Below are 12,007 nucleotides of genomic sequence, written 5' to 3'. Positions count from 1 at the left end.
CGGCGCAGGCTCAGGCCTGCGCCTGGAGCACCATGCCAGTGACTGTTGAGGGTAAGAGTCAGAGGTCACTGGCATGGTAACCGATATCCAGATAAGGAAAACAGCTTGTTGTCACAGAGCATGTCAGACTCCATAACGCCAGCCATGTCGCGGGTGGCTTACGCCGGTATATTAATGGTCGCGATGATGGGGGCGGCCGTCACCATCCTGATGCCATTGGTGGTGGGGGCCTTTAGTGACAGCGGCGCATTTAGCCAACAACAGGTGGGTTTTCTGACTGCCGCCGATGTGGCCGGTATTCTGCTTTCCAGCATGTCGGCATTTTTCTGGGTCAGGCGCTGCCACTGGCAGCGCTGGATGCAGATAAGCCTGTTGCTGTTTATTGGTATGAATCTGCTGACCCTGTTTACCAGCTTATTTCCGGCACTGTTGCTGGTGCGCTTTCTGGCCGGGATAGGCTGTGGTATCGGCTATTCCATTGCCCTGGCAGCGCTGGGCGACAGAACCAATCCCGATAAGGCCTTCGGTGCCATGGTGACCGTGCAGGTGGTGTTTGGCACCGTGGGATTCTGGGTGTTGCCTCATATCACCAGTGTCTGGGGCTATCAGGGCCTGTTTCAGTTTTTTAATCTGTTTCTGTTACTGGCTCTGACACTGGTCAGTATCAGCAGCCCTGCTGATGAAAACAAAAAAACTCAGAGTCTGCCGCCCTTTGGCCGGATTTACCTGCCGGTATTGTTTGTATTTCTGGGGGTGGTGGCCTACTACTTCGCTCAGGGTACGGTCTGGGCCTATCTTGAGCGTATCGGCGTGGCCGCCGGTTTAAGTGTGGCAGAAGTGGGTGCAATTCTAGGCTGGGGCTTTGCCATCAGCGCCTGTGGTTCGGTGCTGGCGGCGAAATTCGTGGCCATGATGGGGCGTAATTTTTCCCTGTGGCTGACGGCGGTGTTGCAGCTTGGCTGTTTGCTGGCGCTGTACCTGATGGCACAACCCCATATCTGGCTGATCTATGCACTGGCCACCGTGGTGTATCAGATTTTCTGGAGCTTTATTATTCCCATTATGATGGGCATTTTCAGCGACGCTGACAAGAGTGGCCGCCTGATCGTCTTTTGTGTGACCGCCTTCAAAGTGGGGCTGGTAATAGGCCCGCCGGTGGCAGCGGCCGTGGTCAGCCACTTTGGCGTTATCCATGTTCTGTGGTTAGGGGCGGTGGCCATTGTGCTCAGTGTAATGCTGCTGCATCTGGCCAATAATCGCACCCGCTCTAAATAAAAAGGGGAAATCAATGCTGTTACGTGCGTGCCTGTTGATGCTTGTAGTGTTGCTGGCGTCCTGCCAGCAGGTGCCGGAGCCTGATAAGCGGGTCACCGCGCAGATCATCGACGATGGAAAAGATTATACTTTTGAGGCCGGTGAAGGGTTGTATCAGGTACGCTTTAACTATACCGGCGAAAACTGGACCCACGCCGATGTGGCGGCTATCCGCATCGACACCCGTCGCCCCATTGCGATTTTGCCCCAGCAGTATACCCAGCCCGGTAAAATGATGCCCGGTGCCACCGTCAAAGGCCGCAGTATCGGCAAACTGTGGAACCAGATTACCCAGCAGGAAATGGCACGGCGGCTGACCGACAAAGGCTTTTTTGTACTGACGCCCAGTATTCAGATGTATGGTGAGGATCTGAATGGTTATCAGGGGTTTGAGCATTTTATCGCCGGGGTGCATAAGGGCAATCAGCATGTACAGACTCTGTTGCTGACCGCCGATGCCCATATTGCCAATCAGCAAAACCCCCTGCCCGGTGCGCAGATGCTGGTGACAGGTACCAATGAGCGCAACCGAGACTGGGAAGCGCTGATTCAGCAGCATATTGCCCCTTTTTATGCTCAGGTGGGGCTGGGGAATCGTGGCGCCAGGGTCCGTGGTGGTCACTCAGATGAAGAGGGCTCTTCTGCGGCCTGGCACCCGCTGATCGAACGAGCTGCTGAATACGGTGCGACGGTGTCGATTTTGGAAGTCAGCCGCGCCATTGATATTGTTGAAAAAGCCGGCTCTATGGAGCAGGGGCGACAGTGGGCGGCGCCGCTATTTGATGCCATAACAGAGGCCATGGTGCAGTGGGCCTGCCAGCAAGGGTATGAGTTGGATGACTGTGAGGGATTCTGACCTTATGCGCAGGTTTTACAGGGTATCGGCGATGTTGCTGATAGCCGCATCTGCGCAGGCTGAATCGGATGACCCTTTTGCTCCCCTTGAGTTGCCACTGACTGAAATCAGCTCCCCGGCGGGCACGCCGTCAGAGTCTTACTGGCAACAACAGCTTAGCTATAAGATTGATGCCAGGGTGAATACAGACAAGGCCAGTCTGGCAGCCACTGCCGTACTGAATTATCGCAATCAGTCACCGGATACCCTGAAAACACTCTGGTTTGAGCTACCGCAGCAGCGTTTTGCTCAAGGTAGTCTGGCCAGAGAAAAGTATCAGGCCGGGGCCAGTGAAGCCGGCGGTACAACACGCTTACGGGTGACCGACTCAGCAAAACAGCCATTGAGAACAGGGTGGCAGGATACGCTGGTGGCGGTAACGCTGGATGAGCCACTAAAACCTGGACAGCAGGTACAGCTGCATTTTGACTGGGATCTTAAGCTGGTTTCCCGCTCTCATCCACTGGTGCCACGCAGTGGTTATGAGCAAATTAACGGAGAGAATCGCCTGCTGGCCTTCGCTCAGTGGTACCCCAGAGCGATGCGTTACGGCCCGCAAGGATGGAATTTACGGCCTTTTGTTAAAAATGCCGAGTTCAGCCTGGAGATGGCCGATTTTTCGGTGACCATTGATGCCCCGCCTCAGTATCTGTTGCTGGGCAGTGGTGACTGGCAAAGCGCCGGGCAGAATCTGCCTGAATCTGTATTTAAACGCTACCGGCAGGTTAGCGCCGATTCTCCCACCACATTGCTGAGGCCTGCGCAGCCCTGGCCGATTAATAATCAGCAACCCTGGCGATTTAAGGGTGAGCAATTACGTGACTTTACCTTTGTAGCGGTAAGGGATGTTATCTGGCAGGCCCGCAAGGTGAAACACAGCCAGGGGGATATACTGATCACTGCGGTATACTCCGATAACGGACGCTGGCTGTGGCATAAATACGCTCTCGAAGCCGGTGTATTCGCCATAGATGAACTGTCTGAATGGCTTAGCAAACCGGCGGCAATGAGTATTCATCTGGTCAATATTGCCGGGCTGGGGATGGAATACCCGGGTCTTAAGCTGGTGGGCTTTCGCGGCCCGGATGCGGATATCGGCGGCCCGGCGCCCGAATACAGCCGCACCCAGAAATATGACGTGATAGGTGGCATTTTACATGAGATTGCCCATGCCTGGATGCCGATGACGGTAAATACGGACGAGCGGGCCGAAGGCTTTTTCGATGAAGGTATTACCAGCTATCTGGCATTCTGGCTGGAGCAGCGCTGGAGTGAGAACTTTCAGAGCTTTTACGGCGAGCCCGCCAAGGTCGGTGCAGTGATGAGCGCCACTGACTATTTACCTCCGGTGACCTTTGCCGAGGAGGTCAGCAGCAAGCTGGACTCTCACTACCATGTTCCGGCAGTGGCACTGAATATCCTGCGGGAGACCCTGCTGGGCAGGCAGCAGTTCGATACTATTATGGCGGACTTTTTCCAGGCATGGCGTGGCAGGCATGCCGGTTTTGCTGATTTTATTCGTTTTGTACATCACCAGAGTGGCGAGCAGCTGGACTGGTTCTGGCGCGGCTGGTTTATGCAACGTGGTTATGTGGATATAGAACTCGGGGGCGCACAGCTGATTTTGCCACAGCACTGGAGCAACGAGCAGAAACTCGCTTACCTGCGACACTATCCTTCTGCTCCCAGCCTGACCCGTAGCCGCAACAGTCAAGAGGGGGCTGCTTTTGAACAGCGTAATCCGGGGTTGCTGGATCGCCACTCGCTGATGGATGATCAGACCTATGCCAGACTCGATGCTCAGACCGCGGCCGTGGAACAGCCACAGCTGCGCGTAACGCTGCGCAACAAAGGCAGCATACCCATGCCGGTACCGCTGCAGCTTCACTATGCCGATGGCACGGCAGAGTCTCATCTGCTGAGTGTGGATATATGGCGGCAAAATCCCGAGCAGGTTGAAATCTTATTATCCCTTGCACCCGACCAGGCAGTGAGTCTGCTGCAACTGGATCCACTGATGCAGATTGGCGATGCAAAGCGCACCGGTCATCGGCTTACTCAACCGGAGTTTTAGTATGTTTCGGGCATTTACGCTTATCGCAGCTATGTTACTGACACCCCTCAGCCAGGCGCAGGTGCCTTACTATTCCCAGCTTGATAATCTGCACAAGCCTGATTCGACCTGTAGCATCACTTCATTGGCTATGATCAGTGATTATTTTGATCTGACTGATCCTGAGCAACTCGGCCAGCGCACACCGGATTAACTGTATCAGCGGTTTGGTTTACTGCAGCAGGTGGCTGATTTGGCTGAAGGTTTTAATACTCTGGCAAAAGAGGCGGGTAGCAATTTACGCGATCTGGCACTAACCCGGGGCACCATCGCGCAGTTACAGGAGCAGGCCCGTATCGGCCAGCCCACCATAGTGCATGGCTGGTTTACGCCACCCGGACATATCCTGGTGGTCACTGGATATGACGGTGAATACTATACTGTGCATGACCCTTATGGACAGTGGAACCTGAAAAAGTGGGGTAGCTACGATACCCGTGTCAGTGGCAGAAATATTCGCTACCCAAAGGCGGCATTCGAATATGCTATCAATGACAATGGCAGCGGCGATGATCTCTGGCTGCATATTTACTTGCCGGAGAGAGCATCGGTGACGTCCCGATAATCTTTTCTATCTCTGCAGTTTAACTCTGATTCCGCACAAATCATCTGATAGCACTTTTGTGCAGATACATATTGTAATAAAATATTCCAATATTCCTGTTATAATTTACTAATTATTCTTGCTCATTTTATTAGGGAAGCGCTATGGCCTTGTCAATCGAACAGTTGGAAGCTTTTATGGCGGCCGTGGAAACCGGTAGTTTTTCCGGTGCAGCGCGTCGATTAGGTAAGGCTCAGTCATCGGTAAGTGGCCTGATTCACAAACTGGAAGATAAAACTGGTCTGAACCTGTTTGACCGCAGCCGCCGGGATCCTGTGCTGACCGCAGAAGGCAGCTCATTGCAAAAAGAGATCAAATCGGTACTGCATGCACACCGCAAACTGCAAATCCGGGTGTCCTCCCTGCATGCCGACAGCAGCCAGTGTGGCTAAGTACAGCCTCTGACTGCACCCGATATCATCGTATCAGACGATGGGTATTCATTTTTACTTCAATATATTTCTGCGCATAGTGGTCTGACTCGTTGACGTGAGGAATACCACTGATGTTGTTAACCAGACCTGCAATATTTAGCCTGGGGCTTATTCTGCTGTTAATGCCTGCTACCACCATGGCGGCACAACCAGGCCAGCAAATCTATCAACACAGTCTTAAATGGCAAAAACAGAGTTACAGGGTAGGTGAAGCAGAGCAATGCATGAACTGGACCCGCGAAGTGCTCAAAGCTGCCTGTGGAGACCAGTTTGCAACCCTTGAAACGCAACAGCCCTGGGACAAACACTTGCTTGGTAAGGGCGACCAATTATTGCCAGAACACGCCGATTCGCTGGCCAGTGAAGAATTCGGCCAGCGTATTGATAGTATCGAGGCGTTACAGCCCGGTGATCTGGTGTTTCTGCAAAACACCTACGGCAACTGGGCTGAAGGTGTGATCACCCATGTGGGTATTGCCACCGGTGAGGGGGAGTATATTCACCGCATGACCTCCAACAAGGGCGAGGTGCTGATTCAACCCATACCGGCCAGGTCTTTTAACGGCGCAATCCGTCTGGATCAAAAGTGGTGTCAGTAGCGGCCGTTTAAGATCCAGTAAGGTAGTGCCAGCGGGATTTCCCCATTTGAACAGTCCGTTGCAATCCAGAGTAACTTACAGCTGATTTAAAAGACAATGGCCTCGCCGTTTATGATTTTGATCAAAAATGGGGTCAGGCCCATTACGCCAATCAGCATCATCAAAGTCAGCCCGCATAGTACGCCACCGGTAAGCAGCTTGAGTCTGTTACTTCCTTTTTCAGAAGCGTAAAAATAAAGCTGTGCCGATGCCAGTGGCAACAAAAAGCATGCAAATGTCCAGATTGGGAAAAAGGGATCGCCAAAGGCCGGATTAGCGCCTGCAACTGTCCCTGTGACCATATAGCTGAACACACCAACCCGAAGAAACCATTGTGCATTCGATACCAGGAACAGCCGTATTGCCCATTTTCTGTGACTGGCAAGTTGTTTGTTTCTTGCCGTTTTCACCGTCAAGTAGGCAAACCCGAGGATAAGAAACCCATTAATACTGGTGCCTATGGCAGACAATGTATCCGGGCTGGTGCCTCTGACCCATGACAGATAAAAGCCTGACATGGCCAGACAAAAAACGGTTAGCAAATAAACATAGCCATTTATCTTGTGGAACCTTGGTGCGACGGTGCGCAATTTGGGAATTAATTGCAGTGCGCCGCCAAACGCGACGATACCCGCACCAATCGCATGGGCGGCGAAAAACAGATTACCTGTCGAATCATTGGCGTCATAGGGCTTGCTGCCTAAGGGTTCCCAGCGGTTCCAAATTTCCATGTTGTCGTTGATCACCGAAAAGCCGTAGAACGACATAATGTAGTAGAAGAACAACCACTGGCCGAGCATGATGCTGATGAACCAAAACGTCGCGGCGTATTTTAATACATTTTTTGCTAAAACAGCCTTTGCCTGCGCTGAATACCTGGCAGGTTGAACCGGGGTATTTTTCGCATTGGATACTGAAGTATTTACTGATGTCGTTTCCAAAACTATTCTCTCTTTGCATTGACGATATAGTGCAATTTTCGAGAAAACAGGTGTGGATGACGTCCGAATGTGCCCATTCGGACCAAATTGTTCAGCTTTCTGGCTGAATTTCGAGCAAATGTGATGCTCGATACGCCGATGGCGTCACGCCCTCAATTTTTTTGAAGGCGGCGTTAAAGGTCGATTTTGATTTATACCCCACTTCATAAACAATGGTGGTCACCGGCAGATTCGTATCGGTCAGTAGCTTTTTCGCCTCATTAATGCGAAAGGAATTAACAAACTGGAAAAAGTTAGTATTGAGTTCTTGTGACAGGGTTTCTGAAATGTAGTTTTCGCTGACCGATATTTCTGTTGCTAATCGATTCAGGGATAAATCTTCATCTTTAAACAAGGTTTTTTCTGACATTGCGACGGTTAACTGAGCCGCAATCTGTCGCATTGTGTCTTTTGGCAGTAAGGCACGTCTTTTTTGCGTCTCTTTGCTATTGTCTTTCTCGGTACTGCTCAATGTCGACTGATTGAGTGCAAGGTAGGTAAACGACAGCAAAACGGACAATTCGAACACAGGTAAAAAGGCATCGAGAACAAACCAGTTAACCCCTAAAAAGGTGGCTGCGTAGTTGACGGTGTAAATAAACCAGACCAGCCCCCATAAGATTAACACCACGCGCAGCCAGTCCATGGAGCGATGCTCAATGGCCGAGAACTTATCCATCAACTGTCGACGGTGTTGGGCGTGCAACCGCAGTGTTGCCGTCAGGTAAGCGAAAGTAAAAGCGATAAACGTGATAGCGGTAAACAGGCAGGTGAATTGTGCGATTTTCCACAGTTCCGGGTCCCGGGTTGCCGGATTTGCCAATGCCAGTTTTTGCTCACCACTGATCATAAACATAAAAGGTATCATGGCAACAATCACTACCATCGGGCCGAGCAAGGCCATGGAATAGCTTTTAACCGACAGTGTGCTGTCTGACGACATGGCCATATAAGCGTAAAAGTAGAGAGCCGGCCCCAACAACATTCTCAGCGGGAGCTGAAACCCCGCAATAGCCGGTGCGTATTGATAGGCGCCAGAGTAAATGTAAAGCTCGCCAATAATATGGGTTAGCATCAGCACTAACAGACCCAACAGATAATACGTCTGCTTATGTTTAGGCTTGTTGCAGGCTTGTATAATCGCCAGGGCAACGACCCCCATCATGCTTGAGTAAATTACCGTTGGCACTACATCCACTGTCATGTCATTTTCCTGTTGCGAAGCTGAGTTTGGACGACTGATAAAACGTCTGCTTACAATCACATAGTCTTGCCCCGAGAGGGGTTGCAATGGGCTATCTGCTATCGGCGGCAATTCTATACGCCAGTGAAGCGTTTGCCCACCGCCAATTGTTAAAGACATTGGCGCTGAACCAACGCTGAGACCGGTTATGCCGTGTCACACACCGACATAACGTTCAAATGTGGGCAGGCCTTCCTTTTTGTCTTTGCATTGCGTTTTCTGGCGCTTTCCTGGCTTTTTAGCAGAAGTTAACAGCAATTTTCTGGACACGGGGTCAAGTCTTGCATCGTGCAAAAACAAGAAAAAATAACTACTAATCAATAGCTTAAAGGGATAAAGATGCAAAGAATAATAACAGGGCTGTTGCTGTTACTGGCCAGCACTTTGGCCCAGGCTAACGTCAAATGCCCGGATGCCAAGGTGCAGATGTTGTATCCCACCGAAGAGAAGACCTTTATCCAGTTGGAAGGCCAGAACTGGCAGGTGCTGGGCTTTGTCGGTGATGACGACCTGCCCACCAAAATGGCCATCGCCCAACGGGCCAAACAGCAAAGCCAGCCGGTAGAACTCACCTTCAAAAATGGCCACGACAAAGAATGCCTGTCCCGAGACGACACCAGCCCGGTCATCAAAATCAAAGCTCGGAAAGAGAAGAAGAATAAAGACTGATACCGGCCTCTTGTTTGAAAAAACGCCTTTTGTTTCTGGCGTTTTTTATGTCTGATCGGGCAATCCTTACCAGCAGGGTGAGCATTCCTTACCGGTAGAAGCGATCACCGATGACCAGCCGGGCGGGCATTGTTGTGCAGCGCCGTTAATACAGAATCCGACCTTGGTTAATAAATAAGCCGAACTCTTAACAACACATTTGGTTTATAATTGTTTTTATATGGGTACTATAAGTACCACTATATTAAATAATATAAACTGATTTATTGGCGTAGTTTAAAAATAGTGATAAGTTGGTACTATGAGTACCGAAAATAGAAGTAAAATAAACCAGTTGATGTCAACAACGCCACGTGGCGTTGTACTGACCTCTGCGTGGCTGACAGAGCAAGGCTATAGCCCTGAGCTGCAAAAGCGCTACCGTAAAAGCAATTGGTTTACCCAGCTTGAAAGAGGTGCATTGGTCAGAAGCGGCGATGCCGTTGATGAGCTAGGGGGTATCTATACCCTGCAAACCCAGCTAGGTCTGTCCATACATCCGGGGGCTAAAACGGCGCTGTCGCTGCTGGGCAAATCACATTATCTAGAGCTATCCATGCAACGTTGCCAGCTCTTTGGCGCACAGTCGGAGCAACTCCCATCGTGGTTTAAAAAGCATGACTGGAAACTGCATGTCGAATACCAGTCATCCTCATTCCTGCCAGCAGAGCTGGGTCTGACGGAATACAGCTACAAAGACTTTCAGATAAAGCTATCAAGTCCTGCCAGAGCGGTAATGGAGTGCTTGTATCTGGCACCGGAAAGCCAGCCACTACTGGAAGTGTTTGAGTTGATGGAAGGGTTAAACAACCTACGCCCTAAGTCTGTACAGACGCTACTGGAAGCCTGTACCTCTGTGAAAGTGAAACGCTTGTTTCTGTACATGGCCGAAAAAGCCGGACACAGTTGGGTTAACTATCTCAACCTGGATTCCATCGATTTAGGCAAAGGTAAACGCCAGATAGTGCCTGATGGTGTGTATATCCCTAAATATCAGATCACTGTCCCGAAGGCACTGGAAGCACATACATGAGAGAGCAATATCTACGGCAGGTGAATCTGCTACTAAACGTGATTCCCGAAGTGGCGAAGGAAAAGTGCTTCGCACTACACGGTGGTACAGCCATCAATTTATTTGTGCTGGATATGCCAAGGTTATCCGTGGATATCGACTTGACCCATATACCCATTCAGGACAGGGACGAAAGCATCAGCGCAATCAACGATTCCCTTGCCAGAGTACAGGCCAACATCACTGCTTTGAGGCCAACGATTAGGATCACGCACAAAACGGACGTTTGCAAACTTATGGTTGAAGAAGGCGATGTGCAGGTCAAAATCGAAGTCAATATGATTGGCCGGGGCGTGCTTGGGAGTACTGCCCCAGTGCAGCCATTGTGTGACGCTGCACAGGAATACTTTGATGCATTCTGCGATATACAGGTTGTTCCCTTATCCCAGCTATACGGGGGTAAGATTTGTGCGGCATTGGACAGGCAGCACCCCAGAGACCTGTTCGATGTTCACTTACTGCTTCAAGAGCACAGCTATTCAACTGAGATAAAAGAAGGGGTTATCTATGCCCTTATCTGTAGCAACCGTCCAACCCATGAGATGCTCAACCCCAACCATATTGACCAACGCGTGGCTTTTGACAATCAGTTTAACGGCATGTCAGATCGGCCCTTTACCTATGAGGACATGGAGGCGGCCAGAAGTCAGCTTATTCGGCTCGTCAATGGAAGCCTGAATGATACAGATAGGGAGTTTCTGCTGAGTGTAAACCGGCTGGTGCCGAACTGGTCGATATATGACTTTTCGCATTATCCATCGGTGAAATGGAAGTTGATAAATCTGGAGAAGTTTAAAAAATCACGGCCAGACGACTATCACGCTCATGTTGAGGCATTGCAGGTGCAGTTAAAACGATCTGATCTTTAGCCAACTGGCCCGGGGCCCGTTGGCGGTCAGCGCTGCCTTAAACAGCGCTATTATCTGGCGCTGTTTAAGGCATGAATAGCAAAGCTGCCCAGCCAGTGGCTGCCTTCATAGCTGTCGCCTATCAGGTTGGGGTAGGAATGGGCCATATGTTTATCCGCCAGCGCGTTTAAATGGTGATACTTCGGATACTGCCCTGCCAGGGCATAGAGATTCCATGCACGGCTGAAATTTAAACCATCCAGATGCACCAGCTTGCCATCGGTGCGGTCGCTGACGCTCCCTACTGCTAACTGATAGTCCGGGTCGGCCAGTTGCGGCATAAAACTCTCTAACCAGGGCAGGAACTGATCTTCAGGCAGAATGCGCTGCATCAGGCCCACTTCTTCGAGGCAGGGTGAGATAAAATCGTAGCCGCTGGGCTCCCAGCTTATGGGGCAGTTCTTATCTTCCAGAAAATACGCCTTTGCCCGCCCGGCAATAAGTTGTTGCAGTTCGCTATGTTGGCGATTCACCGCGTAGTCATAGGCAAAACTTAAACCGAAGGCGATATTGGTGTGCTCGCCCACCCGGATGGGGTAGAGCAGTCGCGGCAGGAAATCCAGATAGCGTTTAACGATCAGATCGGCCAGTGGCTGCAGGTTATTCGCCAGTTGCTGGGCCATGGGATCCTGCCAGGTATGCAGTTCATCGGAGAGTTTCAGCAACCAGGCCCAGCCATAAGTGCGCTCGAAAGAGGCATTGATGTCTTTACTGAAAAAGGCCACTTCACCGGCCACTTTGTCGGCGGTTAAATTACGCTGGAGTACGGCTTTAACCTGGTCAGCCTGCTCTAAATCCGGAAACTGGCGCAGTAAGGTTACCAGCGACCAGTAACCATGTGCGGCGCTGTGCCAGTCAAAGCATCCGTAAAAAATCGGATGATGCACAAAAGGCTCTTGCAAATCTTCTGCGCTGCCCAGTACCACACCGGTTTTATAAGGGTAAGGTGTTTCAACACAATGTATTGGTAGGGTAACCAGCTTGTTGGCCTCAGTCAGGGTAAGGGCATGAGCCGCGCTGCTTTGTGAGCTGTTTGAGTGGCTGCTCAGGCTGATAAAAAGGAGTAGGGCGGTGCCGATAAGTGTGCGAAACATCATA

Annotated in this window: 13 protein-coding genes; 10 read left to right on the top strand and 3 right to left on the bottom strand. The window is 50.8% G+C overall.

Going from position 1 to position 12,007, the window contains the following annotated elements:
- Positions 1–120 precede the first annotated feature (120 nt).
- The 7 genes from CDA54_RS08885 to CDA54_RS08855 all read left to right on the top strand — a co-directional run bounded on the left by CDA54_RS08885 (position 121) and on the right by CDA54_RS08855 (position 5,959).
- On the top strand, positions 121–1,275 hold the full coding sequence (locus CDA54_RS08885) for an MFS transporter (protein ID WP_099034641.1): 1,155 nt from the start codon (positions 121–123) through the stop codon (positions 1,273–1,275).
- Positions 1,276–1,288: 13 nt separating this feature from the next.
- Positions 1,289–2,170 (top strand): hypothetical protein, encoded by an 882-nt coding sequence (locus tag CDA54_RS08880; RefSeq protein WP_099034640.1) that lies wholly within the window; start codon positions 1,289–1,291, stop codon positions 2,168–2,170.
- Positions 2,171–2,174: 4 nt separating this feature from the next.
- Complete coding sequence (locus CDA54_RS08875) at positions 2,175–4,283, top strand: M1 family aminopeptidase (protein WP_143452277.1); 2,109 nt, start codon at positions 2,175–2,177, stop codon at positions 4,281–4,283.
- 1 nt (position 4,284) lies between these two features.
- A complete protein-coding gene (locus CDA54_RS19715; protein WP_099034638.1) occupies positions 4,285–4,476 on the top strand; it encodes a C39 family peptidase in 192 nt (63 codons plus the stop codon).
- Between the two features lie 39 nt (positions 4,477–4,515).
- Positions 4,516–4,887 carry a hypothetical protein gene (locus CDA54_RS19710; RefSeq protein WP_099034637.1) on the top strand — a complete coding sequence of 124 codons (372 nt, stop codon included), beginning with the start codon at positions 4,516–4,518 and terminating at the stop codon, positions 4,885–4,887.
- Positions 4,888–5,030: 143 nt separating this feature from the next.
- Positions 5,031–5,318 carry a LysR family transcriptional regulator gene (locus CDA54_RS08860; protein WP_099034636.1) on the top strand — a complete coding sequence of 96 codons (288 nt, stop codon included), beginning with the start codon at positions 5,031–5,033 and terminating at the stop codon, positions 5,316–5,318.
- Positions 5,319–5,431: 113 nt separating this feature from the next.
- Positions 5,432–5,959, top strand: a complete 528-nt coding sequence (locus CDA54_RS08855; protein ID WP_218962392.1) for an NlpC/P60 family protein — start codon at positions 5,432–5,434, stop codon at positions 5,957–5,959.
- Between the two features lie 86 nt (positions 5,960–6,045).
- On the opposite strand, the gene CDA54_RS08850 is transcribed toward CDA54_RS08855, so the two are convergent.
- The gene (locus CDA54_RS08850; protein WP_229748036.1) at positions 6,046–6,939 is read right to left on the bottom strand and encodes a DUF2306 domain-containing protein; all 894 of its coding nucleotides are present in this window, start codon (positions 6,937–6,939) and stop codon (positions 6,046–6,048) included.
- A gap of 91 nt (positions 6,940–7,030) precedes the next feature.
- Complete coding sequence (locus CDA54_RS08845) at positions 7,031–8,341, bottom strand: helix-turn-helix domain-containing protein (RefSeq protein ID WP_229748035.1); 1,311 nt, start codon at positions 8,339–8,341, stop codon at positions 7,031–7,033.
- Positions 8,342–8,560: 219 nt separating this feature from the next.
- Here CDA54_RS08845 and CDA54_RS08840 point away from each other — a divergent pair, with 219 nt between their 5' ends.
- The 3 genes from CDA54_RS08840 (at position 8,561) to CDA54_RS08830 (ending at position 10,870) form a co-directional block, all read left to right on the top strand.
- Complete coding sequence (locus CDA54_RS08840) at positions 8,561–8,890, top strand: hypothetical protein (protein ID WP_099034634.1); 330 nt, start codon at positions 8,561–8,563, stop codon at positions 8,888–8,890.
- A gap of 301 nt (positions 8,891–9,191) precedes the next feature.
- Positions 9,192–9,962: a type IV toxin-antitoxin system AbiEi family antitoxin gene (locus CDA54_RS08835; RefSeq protein ID WP_099034633.1), complete on the top strand. Its 771-nt coding sequence runs from the start codon at positions 9,192–9,194 to the stop codon at positions 9,960–9,962.
- A complete protein-coding gene (locus CDA54_RS08830) occupies positions 9,959–10,870 on the top strand; it encodes a nucleotidyl transferase AbiEii/AbiGii toxin family protein (RefSeq protein WP_099034632.1) in 912 nt (303 codons plus the stop codon). The genes CDA54_RS08835 and CDA54_RS08830 overlap by 4 nt, the downstream gene beginning before the upstream one ends.
- Positions 10,871–10,920: 50 nt before the next feature.
- On the opposite strand, the gene CDA54_RS08825 is transcribed toward CDA54_RS08830, so the two are convergent.
- Entirely contained in the window at positions 10,921–12,006 is a 1,086-nt protein-coding gene (locus CDA54_RS08825; protein WP_099034631.1) for a DUF2891 domain-containing protein, read from the bottom strand.
- Position 12,007 lies beyond the last annotated feature (1 nt).

The organism is Lacimicrobium alkaliphilum (assembly GCF_002591895.1).
Lineage (GTDB): Bacteria > Pseudomonadota > Gammaproteobacteria > Enterobacterales > Alteromonadaceae > Lacimicrobium > Lacimicrobium alkaliphilum.
The sequence above is the reverse complement of the archived record's forward strand: the minus strand, read 5'-3'. Positions and strand labels throughout refer to the sequence as shown.

Coding starts and splice junctions, on each gene's coding strand:
- CDA54_RS08845 (WP_229748035.1), bottom strand. CDS start 8,341: ATGTCTTTAACAATTGGCGGTGGGCAAACGCTTCACTGGCGTATAGAA.
- CDA54_RS08855 (WP_218962392.1), top strand. CDS start 5,432: ATGTTGTTAACCAGACCTGCAATATTTAGCCTGGGGCTTATTCTGCTG.
- CDA54_RS08830 (WP_099034632.1), top strand. CDS start 9,959: ATGAGAGAGCAATATCTACGGCAGGTGAATCTGCTACTAAACGTGATT.
- CDA54_RS08825 (WP_099034631.1), bottom strand. CDS start 12,006: ATGATGTTTCGCACACTTATCGGCACCGCCCTACTCCTTTTTATCAGC.
- CDA54_RS19715 (WP_099034638.1), top strand. CDS start 4,285: ATGTTTCGGGCATTTACGCTTATCGCAGCTATGTTACTGACACCCCTC.
- CDA54_RS08835 (WP_099034633.1), top strand. CDS start 9,192: ATGAGTACCGAAAATAGAAGTAAAATAAACCAGTTGATGTCAACAACG.
- CDA54_RS08880 (WP_099034640.1), top strand. CDS start 1,289: ATGCTGTTACGTGCGTGCCTGTTGATGCTTGTAGTGTTGCTGGCGTCC.
- CDA54_RS08840 (WP_099034634.1), top strand. CDS start 8,561: ATGCAAAGAATAATAACAGGGCTGTTGCTGTTACTGGCCAGCACTTTG.
- CDA54_RS08860 (WP_099034636.1), top strand. CDS start 5,031: ATGGCCTTGTCAATCGAACAGTTGGAAGCTTTTATGGCGGCCGTGGAA.
- CDA54_RS08885 (WP_099034641.1), top strand. CDS start 121: ATGTCAGACTCCATAACGCCAGCCATGTCGCGGGTGGCTTACGCCGGT.
- CDA54_RS08875 (WP_143452277.1), top strand. CDS start 2,175: ATGCGCAGGTTTTACAGGGTATCGGCGATGTTGCTGATAGCCGCATCT.